Genomic DNA, 18,445 nt, shown 5'->3' with positions numbered 1-18,445 from the left:
TAAGGCATTTCGAGGTGCGGGACACCATTCACCGCAAATTCAACTCGACTCGTGCAATTTGCTGATCGAGTGAGGGGCCGCAACCGTTGGACCCCAAAGGACAAAGCCCATGGCGAAGAGTTTGAAGCGTCCCCTTTCCATCGCGCTCGGCGCGCTCGCCGCGACGACGCTCGGCGGCTGCTATTATGGCGACGTCTATGGCGCGAGCTATGCGTCGGGCGGCGATTGCGCCGCGCGCTACGGCGACGCCTATTATGATTATGACGGCTATGCCTATGGCGACGGCTATGGCTACGACTGTTACGATGCGTCGGATTATGGCGGCGGCTTTGTGAACATCGGATTCGGCGGCGGCTGGTACGACGATTATTATTACCCCGGCTACGGCATGTGGATGTTCGACAATTACCGCAACCGTTATCCGCTGCGCGGCCAGTATCTCAACTATTGGGGCGGGCGCCGCGCATGGTGGAAACATCATGGCGGACGCAAGGACTGGAAGCCCGGCCGTCCGGGATGGAACCATGGCGACCGCGATGGACGCCCCGGCGATGGTCGCCCCGGCCGTCCGGGCGGTTGGAATCGCGGTGATCGCGACAATGACGGCCCGCGCGGCACGCGACCGGGTCGTCCGGGCCAGCCGCCCGTCGCAGGCAATCCGGGACGCCCCGATCGCGGTCCCGGCGCGGTCCGTCCGCGCCCGGGCCGCGACACCTCTTCGCCCGCGCGCCCTGCTCCGTCGGCCCGTCCGGACCGCGGCCCGCGGCCCGCGCCGGCGGTTCGCAGCGCCCCCACGCCGCGCGTGACGCCGCCGGCGGCTGGCCGCGCGCGCAGCGACCGGGCGAACAAGACCCGCCCCGACTGAGGGTTCAGGAAGGCGGGGCGGTCTTTGCCGCCGCCCCGTCCTTCACTCCCGCCGACACGACCGTTGCGGCTACGAGATCGCCGATAACGTTGAGCGTCGTGCGGCACATGTCGAGGAAGCGGTCGACGCCGAGGATCAGCCCGATCCCTTCGGGCGGAACCCCGACCGATGCGAGGATCAGCGCGATCACCGGCAGCGATCCGGCGGGCACGCCCGCGGTGCCGATCCCGCCCAATATGCACACCAGCATCACCACGATCTGCTGCTGAAGTGTCAGGTCGATGCCGAAGAATTGCGCGAGGAAGATCACGGTCACGCCCTCGAACATCGCAGTGCCATTCTGGTTCGCGGTCGCGCCGATGGTCAGCACGAAGCGCGCGACCTTGTCAGGGAGCCGCAACTGGTCGTGCGCGACGCGCAGCGCGGTTGGCAGCGTTGCATTCGACGAGGCGGTCGCAAAGGCCATCACGAAGGCCTCCTGCGTCTGGCGAAAGAAAAGGACCGGCGATTTCCCGGCCAGCGTCTTCAGCAGGATGGGGAAGACGATGAACATCTGAAGCGCGAGCGCGAGCAAGACGACGCCGACGAAGGCCGACAGGCGGATGATGAGGTCCCAACCGAACTGCGCGGCAAGGTTGAACATGAAGCAGAAGACGGCGATCGGCGCGAGCTGGATGACGAGGCCGATCAGCTTCATCACCACTTCGAAAATGCCCTCGATCGCGGTCTTCAGCGTCTCGGTGCGCGGGGTGCTCACCAGCATCAGCCCGATGCCGAAGAACAGCGCGAAGAACATTACCGCGAGCACATCGTTCGCACCCATCGCGGCGAAGATATTGTCGGGGACGATCGCGACCACCGCGTCCATCCCGGATTTCGATTCGCCCGCACGATCGGCGATCGCCTGCGCGCCCGCGGCGCCCTCCGCCATCAGCGAGCGCGCCAGCGCCGGGTCGACCCCGGCACCCGGCTGGAGCAGGTTGACGACGGCGAGGCTGATGACGACCGAGATCGTCGAGACCGCGATCGTATAGACGAGTGTGCGCAGGCCGACCGATTTCAGCGCGCGCATCTCGCCCATTTCGGCGACTCCGACAATCAGCGCCGAGACGAGCAGCGGGATGACGAGCATGAAAAGCAGGCGCAGGAATATCTGCCCCAGCGGACCCGTCACATAGGTGGTGATCGTTTCGACCCATGCGGCGCCGGGCGCACCATAATGGACGGCGATACCGATAGCGAGGCCTGCCAGGAAGCCGACAAGCATCCGCCAGCGCAGCCGCCGCGCGCGCGCCTCATCGCGCTCGGCTTCGTCGATTGCCGCTGTCTCGGCCATGGCTCGGCTCCTTGCTCGTCCAAATCGGACGGCCGGCAGCACGCGCGTTATGCGTTATCGGCCGCTGGCTTGTTATCCCCCGCCTCGTTCGTATCACGAAGATCGAGCCCGCGGGTTCCATGATGCGGCGTATGCGACGGCGCGTGCGGCCGTTCGGCTTCGGCGGGTTCGGGCACTTCAAGCATCCCTTCCCACTTGGTGATGACGCTCGTCGCAACCGCGTTGCCGACCACATTGGTCGCGGTGCGCCCCATGTCGAGGAACTGGTCGATCGCGAGGATGATCGCGACGCCCTCGACCGGCAGGCCGAATTGCGCGAGCGTGCCGGTGATAACGACCAGGCTGGCGCGCGGCACAGCAGCGATACCCTTCGAACTGATCATCAGCGTGAGCAGAATCAGTATCTGCGTGCCGATCGACAGGTCAATTCCATAGGCCTGCGCGATGAAGATGGTCGCGAAGCTCATATACATCATCGAGCCGTCGAGGTTGAAGCTGTAGCCCAGCGGCAGCATGAAGCCCGAGATGCGGCGCGGCACGCCGAAGCGATCGAGCTGTTCGAACATCTTGGGCAGCGCGGCTTCCGACGAAGCGGTCGAGAAAGCGAGCAGCAGCGGTTCGCGAATGTAGCGGATGAGCTGCCATATCCGCTGGCGCAGGAATACCCAGCCCATCGTCAGCAGGATGATCCAGAGCAGCACCAGCGAGACATAGAATTCGACGAGCAATTCGAAATAGGTTGCGAGGATGCCGAGCCCGCTTGCCGCGACGACCTTCGCGATCGCGCCGAACACCGCGAAAGGCGCAAAGCGCATCACATAGCCGGTGATCTGCAGCATCATTTCGGCGAGCGCCTCGGCCCCGCGCACGAGCGGCGCGCCCTTATCGCCGATCGCCGACAAGGCGACCCCGGCAAAGATCGAGAAGACGAGAATCTGAAGGATATTGTTGGTCGCGAGCGCCTCGAGCGCATTTTTGGGGAAGATCGAAAGCGTGAATTCCCAGGCATCGAGCTTCTTGACTTCGCCCACCATCTTGGCCGCTTCGACCGCGTCGGGGATCGGCGCACCGACGCCGGGCTGGAAGAGGTTGACCATCAACAGGCCGAGCGCAATCGAGACGAAGCTCGCCGTGATGAACCAGGTGAGCGCGCGCACGCCGATCCGTCCGAGTGCGCTGCTGTCACCCATATGGGCGATGCCGACGACGATCGTAGACAGCACGAGCGGCGCGACGAGCAGTTTGATGAGGTTGAGGAAAACGTCGGAAAGCAGCTTGAAGGTCTTGGCGAGATGCTCGAACCACGGATCGCTCGCGGGAATCCCGACGTGCACGGCATAGCCGACGACCACGCCGAGCACCATGCCCGCGAGAATATACCATGTAAGCTTGCGGTCCATGCGGCCGTCCCCCGAATAGTCATTATGGCACGCCGTGACCGGCCAGATTCTCCCCCCTTTGACCCGTCGCGGGCCGCAGCGTCAAGGGGCAGGCGGTTCGCCCGCTATGCCGTCAGGTTATGAAGAAGGTGATCGCGAGGCAGGTCGAAACCCCGGTGATGATATTGAGCGGCACCCCGATCTTCACGAAATCGACGAAGCGATAGTCGCCCGCGGCATAGACAATCGTGTTGGTCTGGTAACCGATCGGGGTCGCGAAGCAGGCCGACGCTCCGATCATCAGCGCGATGACGAGCGGCCGCGGATCGACCCCCAATTCGCTGGCGATGGCAAGCGTCACCGGCGTCATCAACGCGGCGACCGCATTGTTGCTGAGCAGTTCGGAGAGGATCAGCGCGAAGAAATAAATTCCGAAGACGAGCACCCACATGGGCTGGCCCGCGAGTACGGGCTTGACCCAACCGACCATCATCGTCACCGCCCCGCTCTGTTCGAGCGCGAGGCCGACCGCGAGCATCGCGAAAATCAGGATCAGCACGTCGCCGTCAATCGTGCCCCACGCTTCCTCGCTGTCGATGCAGCGTGTCACGAGGATCACGCCGATCGCGATGATCGCGGCAACGCCGATCGACATGACATCGAGCGCGGCGAGCGCGACGACGGAAAGCATGCACAGGATCGCAATCCACGCCTTGCCGCGCCGAAAGGCGCGCACCTTGGCAAGGTCAGCGCCGATCAGGTGCGGGTTGTCGCGCAGCGCCTCGACCTCGGCCGGACCGCCCGCGACGAGCAGGCGGTCGGCCGGGCGGATGCGGACGCTCGCAAGGTCGGGCCCCGGTTCGTGTGCCGGACGGTCGAGGCCGATGATCCGCGCGCGGACTTTTTGCAGGAAGGGGATATCGATCAGCCGCTGGCCGATCGCGGGGTGGTTCGACGCGATCATCGTTTCGACGACCATGTCATTTTCGTCCGGATCGCCGCTGCCGATGCCAAGACGGAAGCGCCCCTGCTCGCGCCAGGTCATCAAGGTCGCACCGTCGACGCGAAGGATGAGCCGGTCGCCCGCCGCGAGCGTCCAATGCTCGAGTTCGGCTCCGAGGACGACCGCGGAACCGCGGCGGACGCCGACGACACGCCCCGAGCGCGGCAGGTCGCGGAACGCCTCGACCGTCATCCCGACGAGATAGTCATCCTCTTCGAGCACCAGTTCGGTCAGATATTGATGCGCATCATGCGTCCCGGCGGGTCCTTTGATCGGTTTGTCGGCGGGGAGCAGCCACCACATCAGCGCAAGCCCGATCATTCCCGACGCGGCGGTGACGAGGCCGATGGGGGTGATTTCGAAAATGCCGAAACGCTCCATTCCCGCCTGGCGCACGATACCGTCGACAACGAGGTTGGTAGAGGTGCCGATCAGGGTCAGCGTGCCGCCGAGCACCGCGGCAATCGACAGCGGCATGAGCAGCTTTTTTGCGCTGACCCCGGTGACCTCCGCCAGTTTCATCATGATGGGGATGAGCACGACCACGACGGGCGTATTGTTCAGGAAGGCCGACGCGACGAGCGCCCCCACAAGGACTTCGACGATGGCGAGCCGCGGGTGCTTCTCCGCCCGCTTCATGATGGCGTCGGCGACGCGCTGGATCACGCCGGTGCGGATCAGCGCGCCCGACAGCACGAACATCGCGCCGATGACGATCGGCGCCGAGTTGGAAAAGACCGAATAGAGGCCGTCGGCGTCGAGGATGCCGAGCGCCAGATAGGTGCAGGCACCCAGGATCGCGATGACAGTCGCGGGCAGCCGTTCCATCAGGAAGCCCGTGAACATCGCCGCCAATATGATCAGCGACAGGGCGGCCTGATGCGCTTCGATAAAAGCCCGGAGCGCCTCGATCATGTCAGCCGTTCTGCGCGCGGTGGAGCAATTTATGGTCGGCGAGGACGAGCGCCATCATCGCCTCGACCACCGGCGCGCCGCGGATACCGACGCAGGGGTCATGGCGCCCCTTGGTGACGATATCGGTCGCCTCTCCCGCCCTGTTCACGGTCGGAACGGGGGTGAGGATCGAGCTGGTCGGTTTGAAGGCGACGCGCACGACCACCGGCTGCCCGGTCGAGATGCCGCCCGCGATGCCGCCGGCGTTGTTCGACAGGAAATCGGGACGGTTGCTGCCGTCGGTCGCGGGGCGCATCGGATCGGCATTTTCCTCGCCGCGCAGGCGCGCGGCGTGGAATCCGGCACCGATCTCGACGCCCTTGACCGCATTGATGCCCATCATCGCGGCGGCGAGGTCGCTGTCGAGCTTGGCATAGATGGGCGCACCCCAACCGGCGGGGACGCCGCTGGCGGCGCATTCGATGACGGCGCCCAGCGAGCTGCCCGCCTTGCGCGCCGCGTCCATCAGCCCTTCCCAGCGCTGCGCCGCCGCGGGGTCGGGGCAGAAAAAGGGATTGCGATCAATCTCTTCGAGGTCGAAGTTCGCGGGGTCGATCGCATCGCCGCCGATTTCGGCCACCCAGGCATGGATCTGCACCTCCGGGATCACGAGCCGCGCGACGCCGCCCGCCGCGACGCGCGCCGCGGTCTCGCGCGCGCTCGACCGGCCACCGCCGCGATAGTCGCGGATGCCATATTTGGCATCATAGGCATAATCGGCGTGGCCGGGGCGGTAGGCCTGCGCGATCTCGCCATAATCCTTCGAGCGCTGGTCGACATTCTCGATCATCAGGCTGATCGGCGTGCCCGTGGTCTTGCCTTCGAAAATCCCCGACAGGATGCGCACCTGGTCGGGTTCCTGCCGCTGCGTCGTGTGGCGCGACTGGCCGGGGCGGCGCTTGTCGAGAAAGGGCTGGATATCGGCTTCGGACAGCGACAGGCGCGGCGGGCAGCCGTCGACGACCGCGCCGAGCGCGGGGCCGTGGCTTTCCCCCCAGGTTGTGAAGCGAAGGACGCGTCCGAAGCTGTTGAAACTCATTACCCTATCCCATCCGGCCGAATGCGGGAGCGTAATCCGCCCTTCCGCCTAGCGGCCAAGCCGCGTCCGAGTCCAGCATCATCGCCATGAAATGCGGCCCGGCAAAGGGCGATGCAAAGCGCGCGGCGAGGTCGGGCGAATAGCCGAAGCGGGGGTAATAGGATTCGTGGCCGAGGACGAAGCTGATCCGGACGGCCTGCCCACGCAGTTGGTCCAGCCCGGCGCGGATCAGACCATCGCCGATACCCTGCCCCTGCCGTTCGGGCGCGACCGACACGGGGGCAAGACCGGCTCCCGAAAGCGCGACGCCGTCGGCCTCGATATCCATCAGGCTGAACAGCACATGCCCGACGATTACACCGTCCCGTTCGGCAACGAGCGACACCAGCGCGTCGCCGTCTGCCTCGATCATGCGCACCAGCTCGGCTTCACCCTGATGGCCGAAATCGGTCCCGGTGAACGCGGCCCGGACGATTGTGTCGATAGCCTCGGCATCCGCCGCCGTCGCGGCGCGGATACCGGTTTCGTCAGACAAGCGAGATGTCCGGCGCGTCTTCCTGCTTCATGCCGACGGTGTGATAACCCGCGTCGACATGATGCGTCTCACCCGTCACGCCGCTTGCCAGATCGCTGAGCAGATAGAGCGCCGAACCGCCCACATCGTCGATCGTGACGTTGCGGCGAAGCGGCGCATTATGCTCGTTCCATTTCAGGATCAGGCGGAAGTCGCCGATCCCCGACGCCGCGAGCGTCTTGATCGGCCCCGCCGAGATCGCGTTCACGCGCACGCCCTGCGGGCCATAATCGTTGGCGAGATATTTGACGCTGGTTTCAAGCGCCGATTTCGCGACGCCCATGACGTTGTAATGCGGGATGACCTTTTCGGCACCATAATAGCTGAGCGTGAGAAGCGAGCCACCGCCCTTGCCGGTTTCGGGGTCGAAGGGCGTCATCATCGATGCCGCGCGCTTGGCGACCGCGGTGAAGCTGTAGACGCTGATATTCATCGTCATCAGGAAGTCGTCGAGCGCCACATCGGCATAATGGCCGCGCAGCGCTTCCTTGTTCGTATAGCCGATCGCATGGACGACGAAGTCGATCGTCGGCCAGCGTCCTGAAAGCGTCGCGAATGCCGCGTCCAGATTGTCCATGTCGGACACGTCGCAATCGATCAGGAAATCGCAGCCGAGTTCGTCGGCGAGCGGCTTGACGCGCTTGAGCATCACGTCGCCCTGATACGAAATCGCCAATTCTGCGCCATGCGCGTGCAGCGCCTTGGCAATGCCCCAGGCAAGCGATTTGTCATTCGCCAAGCCCATGATCAGCCCGCGCTTGCCCTTCATCAGACCCGTCATTTTTCTTCTCCGGCCTTTGCAATAATTACGTCGTCGACGCGCCCAATAGCGTCGTGGCCCAAATCCTCAACCTCGACGAGCGCGGCGTTGAGTTCGGCGCCCATCACCATACCCAATCCGACGAGGTAGAAAAAGAAAAGCGCGACCATCACACCCGCAAGGCTGCCATAGGTTGCGTCGTAGCTGAGCAAGCTGGCGAGCAGCGGTGGCAGCGCGAGGGTGACGCCGATCCACCAGAGCGTCGTGAACAGCGCGCCCGGCCATTTCGGGCATTTGAGCTGGCGGTATTTCGACGGCGTCAGGCTGTAGAAGAGCATATAGATGGCAAGGAACAGGCCCGCGCCCGACACGCCGCGCGAGATCAGGACGACGCCCCACGCCTGATATTGCTCGGGCAGCACGCGCGTCACGAACTGTTCGATCCCTACGATCAGCACCTGCATGCTGAACGACAGCAGCATCAGCACCACGGCGCCCGTGATGATACCGATCGACAGCAGGCGGTAGTGAAAGAAGCCCTTGCTGAAATGCGTGCCATAGGCGCGGCGCAAAATGTCGCGCACCGTTTCGATCAGGCTGCCCACGGTCCACAGCGCGACGAGCGCGCCAAGCCACAGGAATATCCCGGTGCGCGCGGTCATCACTTCGCGGATCGGGCCCGACAGCGCCTTTGCGACCGTCGGCGGCATCGTCGAAAACACCGCCTCGACCGCCGCTTCCCCGCCGACACTGCCCCCAAAGATCGACAGCGCCGCCGCGAGCAGGATGAAGAAGGGAAAGAGCGCGATCAGCGCCAGATAGGCGAGATTGCCCGCGTGGATGAAGCCATCGGTATAGGTGCCGACGACGACGCGGCGAACGATATGATAGGCGCGCGTGCCGGGGCCGAGCTGTTCGCGGCCGCGCTCGATGATCCCCTGCGCCCGGGCGCGCAGCTTGACGCGTTTGGCACGCTCGGCGCGCGCTTCGGGTGAGTGCGGCGAATGGCCTTCGGCCAGAAATTCCTTGCCGACCTCGTCGGCGACCTCGCGCTCGAGCGCGGCGACGATCTTCTTTTCGCTGGCTTCAGCCACGCATCACACGCCGAGATCCGCCCGCACATTGCGCGGATCGGTCCATTCGCTGAGCAGCTTGATCAGCGCCGCATCGTCGGCCGGCAGATCGACCATCAGCCGCACAAGCTGGTCGCCGCGCCCGCCGCCCTTCTGGCTGAAGCCCTTGCCCTTGAGACGCATGACCTTGCCCGAAGAGGAGCCCGCGGGGATCGACAGCATCACCGGTCCGTCGACCGTTGGCACCTTGACCTTCGCGCCCTTCACCGCCTCGTTCAGCGTGACCGGCAGGTCGAGGCGGATGTTGGCACCCTCGCGCTCATAGAAAGGGTGATCCTTCACGGTGATCGTCACGATGCCGTCGCCGGTGCCCCCGGGACCGGCCTGCCCCTTGCCGGCAAGGCGCATCTGCGTCCCGGTTTCGACGCCTGCGGGGAGCTTCAAATCGATCGTGCCGCCGTCGGCGAGCGTGATCCGCTGCGGCGCCTGTGTCGCAGCGTCGATGAAGGACACCGACAGGCGATAGGCGACATTGGCGCCCTTTTGCGGCGGCGCGCTGCGCCCGCCGAACCCGCCGAACGGCCCGCCACCGCGGCCGCCGAACAGCCCTTCAAAAATGTCGCCGAAATCGGCACTGTCGTTGCCGAAACCGCCCTGGCCGCGCGGATCGCCGCGAAACCCTCCACCGCCGCCGCCATAGCCGAACGGCATGGCAGGATTGCCGTCGGCGTCGATCTCTCCGCGATCATATTGCGCACGCTTCGTCTTGTCAGACAAAAGGTCATAGGCCTTTGTGACGTCAGAAAATTTCTCCGATGCCTTCGGATTGTCCTTGTTCTTGTCGGGATGCAGTTCCTTGGCGAGCTTGCGATAAGCGGATTTGATCTCCGCATCGCTCGCGGTCTTCGCAACGCCCAAGGTGGAATAGGGATCGGCCATTTTGCTCCTGTAGCCCGATAAGTGAGTGGGCGTGAAGCCCGATTGCGCGCGCCATGTGGTAATGTGCCGGAACGCGGTCAAGTTCCCCTTCGCCGAGATGACGATCTGCCTCGACCATTATCTCCCGCCGCATTATGACCGCGCCGATGAGCGACGATCCCTTTGCCCTGTTCGACAGCTGGTTCGCCGAAGCGCGCGCCAGCGAGGCCAACGACTCCAACGCGATGGCGCTCGCGACGACGACGCCGGACGGACGGCCGTCGCTGCGCATGGTGCTTTTGAAAGGCCATGGCCCGGATGGCTTCATCTTCTATACGAACCTCGACAGTCGCAAGGGCGGCGAGCTGGCGGCCAACCCGCACGTCGCATTGCTTTTTCACTGGAAATCGCTGCGCCGCCAGATCCGCATCGAGGGCGAAGCGGCGCCGGTCGATGACGCGACGGCCGACGCCTATTTCGCGACGCGCAGCCGCGACAGCCAGCTCGGCGCCTGGGCGAGCGACCAGTCGCGTCCGCTGGACAGTCGCGACACGTTCGAGGCGCGTTTCGCCGAGATGCAGGCGCGCTTCGAAGGACAGGACGTGCCACGCCCGCCGCGCTGGTCGGGCTGGCGCGTTAATCCTTCGGGAATCGAATTCTGGCAGGACCGGGCGCACCGGCTGCACGAACGCACCTTGTTCCGGCGCGCCGGCAACAGCTGGACGAGAGGATTTCTTTATCCATGAGCGCAGCCCGACGCCTTCCGATCACGCAAGTCGACGCCTTTGCCGACCGGCCGTTCGCCGGCAATCCCGCGGCCGTGATGCCGCTCGAGGAATGGCTCGACGACAAGACGCTGCAAGCCATCGCGGCCGAGAACAACCTCGCCGAAACAGCATTCCTCGTCCCCGACGAAAGCGACGAGGCCGATTATGAGCTGCGCTGGTTCACCCCGACGATCGAGGTCGCGCTGTGCGGCCACGCGACGCTTGCCAGCGGGCATGTCCTGCTGTCGGCGGCGCAGTGGCGTAACGAGATGCGCTTTCGCACGCGCAAGGCCGGCATTTTGCAGGTCACACGCGATGGCGAGGACGAAGGCTATCGCATGAAGCTGCCCGCCTATCGGGCTGGCGCGAAGCCGATGCCCGACATCGCGCGCGCAATGGGCGGCGACGTCGCCGAAACGCTATGGCACGAGGGCGGCTATGCGCTGATCGTCTATCGCAGCGCCGAAGAAGTCCGGGCGTTGACGCCCGATCTTGCCGCGCTCAGCGACGGCGACATCCTTTATATCGCGACCGCGCCGGGCATCGACGACCCGTCGGGCGCCGACGTGGTCAGCCGCGCCTTCGCGCCCGGTGCCGGTATCCCCGAAGATCCGGTGACCGGATCGGCGCACAGCGTACTGACTCCCTATTGGACGACGCGCCTCGGCAGCGACGCCTTCGCCGCCTATCAGGCGAGCGCGCGCGGCGGCCATGTCGGCTGCCGCCTCGATGGCGACATGGTCGAGCTTGCCGGCACCTGCGTGACGACGGTCGTGGGTGATTTCCTGCTATAAGCTTTCGGCGAGATCGGCGAGATGCCGGCGCAGCGCCGGGAACTGGTCGTCCCGCGTGATGCCCAGTCGCACGATCGTCACCCGCTGCGATGGCGAAACGATGATATACTGACCCTGGTGGCCGATACAGGCGAAGAGGTCGTTCGGACCACGATCGGGCCAGAGCGCCGGAGTGACGCCGGCGGGACGTTTGCGGTTCAGCCAGATGTGGCCGCCATACCCTGCGTCGTTCCGCGATGGCGTCAGCATGAAGCGAATCCAGGTTTCCGGGAGCAGCCGCTGGCCGTTCACGACGCCGCGATTGCGCAGAAACTCACCGAACCTCGCATAGTCGCGCGCGGTCGCGTGCATGATCGAGCCGCCGATCATCGTGCCCTTCGCGTCGAACTCGGGGGTCAGGCTCGCCATGCCCAGCGGTTCCATCAGCCGCCCGCCGACGAAGTCGCGCATCGCGTCGCGGCGTGCATCGGGATTTTGCGAGGGGGTCAGCGTGTCGGCGATGATGTCCGACAGGATGACGCTGGTCGCCGAGCTGTAATTGAACACCTCGCCCGGCTGCGCCGCGGCGGGCTTCGTCTCGGCGAAGCCGGCCATATCTTCCGCCCCGCCGCCGAACAGCATCGCGACGGTGTCGCCCTGCCAGACCGGGTCGCCATTTTCGACATGTTCGAGTCCCGAGGACATGTGAAGCAGGTTGCGCAGCGTGATTGCGCCGCGCGGATCGCCGCTGCGCTGCCAGGCTCCCACCGGGGCCGGCCCGTCGAGCGACAATTGCCCATCGGCGACGAGGAAGCCGATGAGCACCGCCGTAATGCTCTTCGCCATCGACCAGCTGATCAGCTTGCTTTGGGGACCGAAACCCGCCCCATAGCGCTCGTAGATCAATTCGCCGTCGCGCAGCACGAGCAGCGCGCGCGTCTCGCCGACCTCGCCGGCGTCGGTGAACAACGCGTCGGCGTGCGTTCTGATCGCAGCGGGCAAGGCGGGCAGCCCGCGCGGCGGGTCGGCCGCGGCGACGCTGTCGAGCGAGGTGCCGAATTTGGGCGCCGGCGATGCGGGCGCCATATTGCCCTGTCCCGCTGCGTGGGTCAGCGACCAGGCGCCCAGCATCGCAAGCGCGGCACTTGCCAGCAGCCGTTTTTTCGTGATCATGGCAAGGGTGAATAACATCAATCCGCCCGGGCCGACAACCGGCGAGCCGCTGGCCGCCACGCCCCCTCCCGCGGATGCGCCGCCGCCGCGCAAGAAACCGGGCCGCTGGGGCGGATGCCTGCCGTGGGCGATCATCGTCGCGGTGCTGTTCGCCATCTTCGCGATCTGGAAATTCCCGGCGTTCAAGGCGCAGGCGGAGCTCGGATCCGCCTATGCCGCGCGCGTCGGCTGTTCGTGCCGCTATGTCCAGGGCCGCAGCCTCGAAAGCTGTCAGAACGATTTCGAACCCGGAATGGACATGGTGTCGCTGAGCGAGGATTCGGCGACCCGGACCATCACCGGCAGCGTACCGCTGCTTGCGTCGCGCAGCGCGCGCCATGCCGGAGCGAGCGGATGCCTGCTGCGGCCCGAAAATTGAGGCGCTGACCCTAGGGTCGCGAACGCCCGACGAGGAGCGCAACCGCGGCGGGGGCACCGAACACAAGCAGCCAGATGGCCGCTTCCTCGGTCCAGCCATAGCCCGCATGCAACACTCCGACGAGCAGGTTGCCGATCGATACCACGAACCAGAGCAGCAGGAATAATCGCGTCGCCCGCGTCGTATCCCTGATGACGAGCCACAGCAGGACCAGCAGGCCGAACCCTGCGGCGAGCATGACGGCGGTATGCGACATTTACGCCCCCTCTTCCTCGACATCGGGCAAGATAGCCGAACGATGCCGCCGCCGCCACTCGCCGGGCGACATGCCCACCTTGCTCCGGAAGATCGCGCACAGATGCGCATGGCTCGAAAATCCGGTGGCGAAGGCGATTTCCGCGATCGACAGCGGCCGGTTCATCAGGAACCAGCACGCGCGGCGCAGCCGCTGGCGCAGGACATATTGCGCCGGCGTGCGCCCCGTCGCGCGCGCGAAATGGACGATCAGGCTGTTCACCGACATGCCCGCCTCGGCCGCGATATCCTCGACGGTCAGCGGTGTTTCGAGTTGCGCCTGGATGAAGATCATCAGCCCGTTGATGCGACGGGTCATGGCGGGGGATTCGGCGCGCCCGATCATGTGATCGAGCGTCTTGGCGAGGATCGCGATCAGCGGATCGGCCGCCGAGGCGTCGCCTGCCGCGAGCGCGCGGACGAGCGCGGCGAGCGCGAGATCATGGTGCGCCGCAAGCGCCCGCGTGTCGGGCGCGATCGACAAAAGCGGCACCGGAATCTCGACCTGGTTATAGCGGACGGCGCCGCCCTTTGCCGCGGCACGATATACAATCCCCGCAGGAACAAGCCACATCTCTCCCGGCAGCGGATCGCCGAGCGACGTCCGCATGTCGCCCAGCCAGGTTTCGAGCCAGTGATAGCTTCCCGCCTCGTAAAGGATCAGCGCATGGACATCGCGTTCGATCGTCCAGTTCGAAGGGCCATCGATCCGGTCGGTGATCGAGGCGACCCTGAGTCCTCCCACTTCCATGACCGAAGTATGGCAAGAATGGGAGAATGTGAAAGCCTGCTATATTCCCCGATAATATGGTTAAATCGCGCCACCCAAAGTCCTCGGCCTCGGTCGCTGCCGAGGGGAAATGAGTGTGGGCAACACAATGTTCGCGTGCCCCAAATACGCAGTATCAGCCCCCCCCCCAAGGCGGGCGGCGCGATCGCCGCCCGCCTCTTTTTTCGGGTCGAACGAACGGCTTGCTTCAGGTCGCGGCGAGAAATTCGTCCATCGCGCGGTTGACCGCGTCAGGCGCTTCCCAAGGCACGAAATGGCCGCAATCGGGAACTTCGACGATCCTCACGTCGGGGACGAGATTTTCCATCCCGTCGAGATTGCAGGGCGGCAGCGCCAGATCGTCGAGCGCCCAGATCACCAGCGTCGGAATACCGAGCTTCGGAAAGGGCGCTGCTGGCGGCTCGGCATAGGGCTCGTCCATGGCGGGCACGTTGATGGGCGAACCGCGATACCAGTTGATCATCGCGCGGCACGCGTCGCGATCCTCCCAATCCTTGAGCAGCCGGCCGATCTCGTCGGCGGGCTGGAGGCCGCCGCTCGGCACGCGGTTCGCAAAAGCATGGGCGAGAATGCCGGCGATCCCATGCTCCTCGATAATCGCATCGCTCGCGGGGTCGCGGAAGGTGCGGATATACTGGCTGGCAGCGCGCTGCGCTTCGTCGGTCGCAAGGAGACGCTGAAAGATGCCGGGGTGCGGCGCATTGGCGATTACCGCGCGCGTCACGCGCCCCGCCCACGCCGGATGCAGGCCGCCCGGCTGGCCCCCGAGCGCAACGCCCCAGGCGATCGCTCCGCCCCAGTCGTGACCGACGATCGTAAATCTGTCGGCGCCCAGCGCATCGGCGAGCGCGAAGATATCGGCGATCAGCTTGTCGGGGGTATAAGCTTCGACCTCCTGCGGCTTCGACGATCCGCGATAGCCGCGCTGGTCGGGCGCGATGCAGCGGAAGCGGGTCGCGAAATGCGGCAGCTGGTGCCGCCAGGTCCGATGCGACTCCGGAAAGCCGTGGAGGAAGATCAATGCCGGAGCGTCGCGCGGCCCCATGTCGACGACGTCGAGTTCGACCCCGGTCGAAAGCTTCACACGCCGCTGCTCGAAATCGGCCGTCATGGGCACCGCTCCTTTGGTTTCTTTTCGAAACCAATCTGGCGGGGATCGACGCGGCTGGCAAGCCGCAACGAAGCCGCGCAGCCGGAAGCGGCCGCGAGCGACCGGGCGCTTACCGGTATTTGAGGCGGTGGATGCCCGTCGGATGTCGTCCTGACCTCATTCGAAAATATCGAGCGGGATCGCTTCGCCTATCCGCGTTTGGCCGCGCCCGTCGGGGTGAAGATTGTCTCCCCGCTGCAGTGCCGGGTCCAACCGCTTGGGATTCGCGGCGTCGGCGACGAACTTCTCCATGTCGATGACGGCGTCGAACGCTCCCGAGGTCCGGATCCAGTCGTTGACACGCATGCGCATCGCCTCGCCCGCTTCGGTATGATAATTGGCCCCCTCAAACGGCAGGATGGTCATGCCGACCGCCTTGATACCGCGCCGATGCGCGCCTGCGATCAGCGTGCGATAGCCCTCGATCAGCTGTTCATGGGACAGGGTCGGCGCGGTCGTGCCGTCCGGTCGCCGCTGGCCCGAACTGCCGATATCGTTGACCCCCTCGAGGATTACGACATGGGTGACGCCCGGCAGATCGAGGACATCGCGCTCGAACCTCTCGACGGCGCTGGGGCCCGCGCCGCGCGAAATGACCCGATTGCCCGAAATCGCCTGCGTCACAACGACATGGGGCTTGCCCTCCTGTGCGAGGCGCCGGCCGAGGACATCGCCCCACCGGCATATCGGCACGGCGTCGTTCGCGCATCCAGGGTTATCCGTGATCGAATCGCCGAAGGCGACAATCACCGGCCGCGGCGCCTTGCCCAGCACCTCCACGCCCGCGAGCAACGGCCGTGTGTCTGCCGTGCGCACCGCGACGAAGGGTTCCCCCGCGAAGTTGCCCGGCGCGGATATTCGCGTCTTGGCGCCCCCCGCGCCGTGGACCGTGTTGAGCTTTACCGCACCGGGAAGATAGACCGAGATCTCGATCAGGTCGAACGCACCGACTTGAAGCTCCGCCGCATCGCTGACCAGGGTCGCGCCCGCCGGCGCGCGGGTCGACGTCTGACCGCCAAAGCTGACGGGCACGGCTTTTCCACCGGGCCGTCGGACGCTGACCGCACCGATGGTCAGCGGCTCGCCATATTCGTTGGACAATCGAAGGCGGATGCGGTCGCCCTCGGCACCGACGCGAATGGCAAAGCTCAGCGTCGCATTGTCGACCGCGACTTCCTGCCTTGCATTCGTTGCCTCCCACATGCTCGCCGACCATGCCGGCGTCCACTCGCCCTTTGCGGGCGCGGGGGCAGCGGCGACCAGCAGCAACGCCGCTGCTGCAGTGACGGATTTCCAAGGATGACGCATCATTCACTCCCAGTTCTGTGGGACACTCCCGGTCGGTGCAGCGACTGGAAACCGCCGGTCATCGACCAAGCGAATATCGTCCGCACCGTAAGAAGGAATGATATATATGATAAAATCCAGTGCAAGCCGCCGTTAATTCAAAGCCTTGACGTCGCGGGAGCATCGGCAACGACCGGCGCGGTTACCGAATCCCACCAGCCGCCGAGCGCATCGATCAGGGGGACGAGCCGCTCACCGTCCACAGTCAGGTCATATTCGACCCGCCGCGGATAACCTTCGAACTCGGTCCGCCGGACGATCCCCGCATCCTCAAGCTTGCGAAGTTCGAGCGTCAGCATCCTGTGCGAGATCGCAGGGTTGTCGCGGCGCAGGTCGCTGAACCGCTTGGTCCCGTCACTGAGATAATAGATCAGCAGCGTCGGCCAGCGGCCGCTCAACAGCTGCATGACCTCCTCGATCGGACAGCGCGAAACCAGATCCTTCATCATTGTCCCCATGGTTACAAAAAGGTGCGTAATTTACGCGCGAATAGAGCCCCCTATATCGCAAACTGCTGCGCAGCTCCCCTCAAGACGATGGAGCAAAACATTGGAACCGATCCTTATCTATGGCTTCCCGCTGGGAAGTTCCATGGGCCTCGTCGCGGCCCTGGAGTGGCTGGGCAAACCCTATCGCCTCTGCCGCGTCGACATGCTCGGCGAAATGCGCGAGCCCGCCTATGCCCGCATCAACGCACGGCACGAAACGCCGGCGCTGATCACCGATCAGGGCAAGGTGCTGACCGAAACGATGGCGATCGCGCACTGGCTCGCTGCGCGCGACACCGAACGGCGGATCAGCCCCGATCCGCTGTCGGCGGACGGCGACCGGATGTGGCAGATCATGGCGTTCATCAACTCCGGCTTCACCGGTGCCTTCACGCCGCTGTGGGTCGCACTCGAAATGGACCCGCCGCGCCCGACGCGCCAGGCGTCGCTTCGCGAATGGGGCAAGGAGGCGGTGATCGGACGCCACGACCGGCTTGAGGAGATGGCAGGCGACGGCCCCTATCTGGTCGGCGACCGGCCGACGCTGGCCGACGCATTGTTCATCGGCATCGCGCGCTGGCTGGAGTTCCACGAAGTCGCCGAACCCGTGCGCTGGCCGAAACTCGCGGCGCTCCGCGCACGGCTGGAGGCCGATCCGGCGGTCGTCTATGCGACCGCGCTCGAAAGCGGCGAAAGCGCGAGCGGCAGCGGCGCCTGCCGCGGCCATGTTCTGCTCGCCGACGTGATCGAGCGGTACGGCGCATGACAGAAGCGGTGCGCGGCGCGTCGCCGCCGCGCACCGCTTCCTTGCGCGCGCACCATTGTGAGCGCGCGCCGGCTTTGATAGCATGCCGCATGGACAGGATCGAAACCCAAGCGTCGGGCGGCTGCCAGTGCGGCGCGGTGCGCTATCATGTCGCCGCCGTGCTCGACACCTCGCACATCTGCCATTGCCGCATGTGCCAGAAGGCAGCGGGCAATTTCTTTATCGCGCTGATCGGCGTCCCGCGCGACGCGATAACATGGACGCGTGGGCAGCCCGCGTGGTTCAACAGCTCCGACAAGGCGGCGCGCGGCTTCTGCCGCAACTGCGGGACGCCGCTGGCCTATGACTATTTCGAGAGCAAGCATATCAATCTGACGACCGGGTCGTTCGACGACCCGTCGCAGTTCCCGCCGCGGGTGCAGTTCGGCGTCGAAGGTCAGCTATCGCTGTTCGAGGATTTGCCGATCAAGGCCGAGGGTACGACCGAGGAAACCATGGCCGCCTATGTGGGCGCCATCAAGGCGAGCAACCACCAGCACCCCGACCATGACACAGAGGTTTGGCCGAGGGGGTGATGC

General features: G+C 65.3%; 20 protein-coding genes. 6 read left to right on the top strand and 14 right to left on the bottom strand.

Annotation, left to right across the window (positions count from 1 at the left end; all coding sequences use genetic code 11):
• Positions 1 to 109 precede the first annotated feature (109 nt).
• Positions 110 to 865: a peptidase gene (locus HDC29_RS05240; protein ID WP_179495096.1), complete on the top strand. Its 756-nt coding sequence runs from the start codon at positions 110 to 112 to the stop codon at positions 863 to 865.
• Between the two features lie 4 nt (positions 866 to 869).
• On the opposite strand, the gene HDC29_RS05235 is transcribed toward HDC29_RS05240, so the two are convergent.
• From HDC29_RS05235 to HDC29_RS05200, 8 genes are all read right to left on the bottom strand, one after another.
• Positions 870 to 2,201 (bottom strand): dicarboxylate/amino acid:cation symporter, encoded by a 1,332-nt coding sequence (locus tag HDC29_RS05235; protein WP_179495094.1) that lies wholly within the window; start codon positions 2,199 to 2,201, stop codon positions 870 to 872.
• A gap of 47 nt (positions 2,202 to 2,248) precedes the next feature.
• On the bottom strand, positions 2,249 to 3,601 hold the full coding sequence (locus HDC29_RS05230) for a dicarboxylate/amino acid:cation symporter (RefSeq protein ID WP_179495092.1): 1,353 nt from the start codon (positions 3,599 to 3,601) through the stop codon (positions 2,249 to 2,251).
• 112 nt (positions 3,602 to 3,713) lie between these two features.
• Positions 3,714 to 5,498, bottom strand: coding sequence for an SLC13 family permease (locus HDC29_RS05225; protein WP_179495090.1), 1,785 nt, complete (start codon positions 5,496 to 5,498; stop codon positions 3,714 to 3,716).
• A 1-nt stretch (position 5,499) separates the two neighbouring features.
• Entirely contained in the window at positions 5,500 to 6,576 is a 1,077-nt protein-coding gene (aroC, locus tag HDC29_RS05220) for a chorismate synthase (RefSeq protein WP_179495088.1), read from the bottom strand.
• A gap of 4 nt (positions 6,577 to 6,580) precedes the next feature.
• The gene (locus HDC29_RS05215) at positions 6,581 to 7,111 is read right to left on the bottom strand and encodes a GNAT family N-acetyltransferase (RefSeq protein WP_179495086.1); all 531 of its coding nucleotides are present in this window, start codon (positions 7,109 to 7,111) and stop codon (positions 6,581 to 6,583) included.
• Positions 7,104 to 7,931 carry an enoyl-ACP reductase FabI gene (gene fabI, locus HDC29_RS05210; protein WP_179495084.1) on the bottom strand — a complete coding sequence of 276 codons (828 nt, stop codon included), beginning with the start codon at positions 7,929 to 7,931 and terminating at the stop codon, positions 7,104 to 7,106. Before fabI ends, HDC29_RS05215 begins: the two co-directional genes overlap by 8 nt.
• The gene (locus HDC29_RS05205; protein ID WP_179495082.1) at positions 7,928 to 9,004 is read right to left on the bottom strand and encodes a YihY/virulence factor BrkB family protein; all 1,077 of its coding nucleotides are present in this window, start codon (positions 9,002 to 9,004) and stop codon (positions 7,928 to 7,930) included. The genes fabI and HDC29_RS05205 overlap by 4 nt, the downstream gene beginning before the upstream one ends.
• 3 nt (positions 9,005 to 9,007) lie before the next feature.
• Positions 9,008 to 9,922: a DnaJ C-terminal domain-containing protein gene (locus tag HDC29_RS05200; RefSeq protein WP_179495080.1), complete on the bottom strand. Its 915-nt coding sequence runs from the start codon at positions 9,920 to 9,922 to the stop codon at positions 9,008 to 9,010.
• Positions 9,923 to 10,068: 146 nt separating this feature from the next.
• Between HDC29_RS05200 and pdxH the strand changes: the two genes are divergently transcribed.
• On the top strand, positions 10,069 to 10,647 hold the full coding sequence (gene pdxH / locus HDC29_RS05195) for a pyridoxamine 5'-phosphate oxidase (RefSeq protein WP_179495078.1): 579 nt from the start codon (positions 10,069 to 10,071) through the stop codon (positions 10,645 to 10,647).
• Positions 10,644 to 11,462, top strand: coding sequence for a PhzF family phenazine biosynthesis protein (locus tag HDC29_RS05190; RefSeq protein WP_179495076.1), 819 nt, complete (start codon positions 10,644 to 10,646; stop codon positions 11,460 to 11,462). The genes pdxH and HDC29_RS05190 overlap by 4 nt, the downstream gene beginning before the upstream one ends.
• On the opposite strand, the gene HDC29_RS05185 is transcribed toward HDC29_RS05190, so the two are convergent.
• Positions 11,457 to 12,614, bottom strand: a complete 1,158-nt coding sequence (locus HDC29_RS05185) for a serine hydrolase (RefSeq protein WP_179495074.1) — start codon at positions 12,612 to 12,614, stop codon at positions 11,457 to 11,459. The two genes, HDC29_RS05190 and HDC29_RS05185, sit on opposite strands and share 6 nt — an antisense overlap.
• 7 nt (positions 12,615 to 12,621) lie before the next feature.
• Between HDC29_RS05185 and HDC29_RS05180 the strand changes: the two genes are divergently transcribed.
• The gene (locus tag HDC29_RS05180) at positions 12,622 to 13,032 is read left to right on the top strand and encodes a hypothetical protein (protein ID WP_373562758.1); all 411 of its coding nucleotides are present in this window, start codon (positions 12,622 to 12,624) and stop codon (positions 13,030 to 13,032) included.
• 10 nt (positions 13,033 to 13,042) lie between these two features.
• Here HDC29_RS05180 and HDC29_RS05175 read toward each other — a convergent pair whose 3' ends face one another.
• The 5 genes from HDC29_RS05175 to HDC29_RS05155 all read right to left on the bottom strand — a co-directional run bounded on the left by HDC29_RS05175 (position 13,043) and on the right by HDC29_RS05155 (position 17,020).
• A complete protein-coding gene (locus HDC29_RS05175; RefSeq protein ID WP_179495070.1) occupies positions 13,043 to 13,288 on the bottom strand; it encodes a hypothetical protein in 246 nt (81 codons plus the stop codon).
• Complete coding sequence (locus HDC29_RS19435; protein WP_179495068.1) at positions 13,289 to 14,071, bottom strand: AraC family transcriptional regulator; 783 nt, start codon at positions 14,069 to 14,071, stop codon at positions 13,289 to 13,291.
• A 232-nt stretch (positions 14,072 to 14,303) separates the two neighbouring features.
• On the bottom strand, positions 14,304 to 15,227 hold the full coding sequence (locus tag HDC29_RS05165; RefSeq protein WP_179495066.1) for an alpha/beta fold hydrolase: 924 nt from the start codon (positions 15,225 to 15,227) through the stop codon (positions 14,304 to 14,306).
• A 156-nt stretch (positions 15,228 to 15,383) separates the two neighbouring features.
• Entirely contained in the window at positions 15,384 to 16,577 is a 1,194-nt protein-coding gene (locus HDC29_RS05160) for an SGNH/GDSL hydrolase family protein (protein ID WP_179495064.1), read from the bottom strand.
• 134 nt (positions 16,578 to 16,711) lie between these two features.
• Complete coding sequence (locus tag HDC29_RS05155) at positions 16,712 to 17,020, bottom strand: helix-turn-helix domain-containing protein (RefSeq protein ID WP_257018053.1); 309 nt, start codon at positions 17,018 to 17,020, stop codon at positions 16,712 to 16,714.
• Between the two features lie 142 nt (positions 17,021 to 17,162).
• Between HDC29_RS05155 and HDC29_RS05150 the strand changes: the two genes are divergently transcribed.
• Both HDC29_RS05150 and HDC29_RS05145 read left to right on the top strand, forming a co-directional pair.
• Positions 17,163 to 17,867, top strand: a complete 705-nt coding sequence (locus HDC29_RS05150; protein WP_179495062.1) for a glutathione S-transferase family protein — start codon at positions 17,163 to 17,165, stop codon at positions 17,865 to 17,867.
• Between the two features lie 89 nt (positions 17,868 to 17,956).
• On the top strand, positions 17,957 to 18,442 hold the full coding sequence (locus HDC29_RS05145) for a GFA family protein (RefSeq protein WP_179495060.1): 486 nt from the start codon (positions 17,957 to 17,959) through the stop codon (positions 18,440 to 18,442).
• The last annotated feature ends 3 nt before the right edge of the window (positions 18,443 to 18,445 follow it).

The organism is Sphingopyxis sp. JAI108 (genome assembly GCF_013410105.1).
In the GTDB taxonomy this organism is placed as follows: domain Bacteria; phylum Pseudomonadota; class Alphaproteobacteria; order Sphingomonadales; family Sphingomonadaceae; genus Sphingopyxis; species Sphingopyxis chilensis.
This window is presented reverse-complemented; position numbering and strand designations above follow the sequence as displayed.

What these genes read in the sequence shown, in the direction of transcription:
- HDC29_RS05225 (WP_179495090.1), bottom strand. Translation starts at nt 5,498, where the DNA reads ATGATCGAGGCGCTCCGGGCTTTTATCGAAGCGCATCAGGCCGCCCTG.
- HDC29_RS05200 (WP_179495080.1), bottom strand. Translation starts at nt 9,922, where the DNA reads ATGGCCGATCCCTATTCCACCTTGGGCGTTGCGAAGACCGCGAGCGAT.
- HDC29_RS05235 (WP_179495094.1), bottom strand. Translation starts at nt 2,201, where the DNA reads ATGGCCGAGACAGCGGCAATCGACGAAGCCGAGCGCGATGAGGCGCGC.
- fabI (WP_179495084.1), bottom strand. Translation starts at nt 7,931, where the DNA reads ATGACGGGTCTGATGAAGGGCAAGCGCGGGCTGATCATGGGCTTGGCG.
- pdxH (WP_179495078.1), top strand. Translation starts at nt 10,069, where the DNA reads ATGAGCGACGATCCCTTTGCCCTGTTCGACAGCTGGTTCGCCGAAGCG.
- HDC29_RS05190 (WP_179495076.1), top strand. Translation starts at nt 10,644, where the DNA reads ATGAGCGCAGCCCGACGCCTTCCGATCACGCAAGTCGACGCCTTTGCC.
- HDC29_RS05145 (WP_179495060.1), top strand. Translation starts at nt 17,957, where the DNA reads ATGGACAGGATCGAAACCCAAGCGTCGGGCGGCTGCCAGTGCGGCGCG.
- HDC29_RS05160 (WP_179495064.1), bottom strand. Translation starts at nt 16,577, where the DNA reads ATGATGCGTCATCCTTGGAAATCCGTCACTGCAGCAGCGGCGTTGCTG.
- aroC (WP_179495088.1), bottom strand. Translation starts at nt 6,576, where the DNA reads ATGAGTTTCAACAGCTTCGGACGCGTCCTTCGCTTCACAACCTGGGGG.
- HDC29_RS05230 (WP_179495092.1), bottom strand. Translation starts at nt 3,601, where the DNA reads ATGGACCGCAAGCTTACATGGTATATTCTCGCGGGCATGGTGCTCGGC.
- HDC29_RS05175 (WP_179495070.1), bottom strand. Translation starts at nt 13,288, where the DNA reads ATGTCGCATACCGCCGTCATGCTCGCCGCAGGGTTCGGCCTGCTGGTC.
- HDC29_RS05165 (WP_179495066.1), bottom strand. Translation starts at nt 15,227, where the DNA reads ATGACGGCCGATTTCGAGCAGCGGCGTGTGAAGCTTTCGACCGGGGTC.
- HDC29_RS05155 (WP_257018053.1), bottom strand. Translation starts at nt 17,020, where the DNA reads ATGCAGCTGTTGAGCGGCCGCTGGCCGACGCTGCTGATCTATTATCTC.
- HDC29_RS05185 (WP_179495074.1), bottom strand. Translation starts at nt 12,614, where the DNA reads ATGATCACGAAAAAACGGCTGCTGGCAAGTGCCGCGCTTGCGATGCTG.
- HDC29_RS05240 (WP_179495096.1), top strand. Translation starts at nt 110, where the DNA reads ATGGCGAAGAGTTTGAAGCGTCCCCTTTCCATCGCGCTCGGCGCGCTC.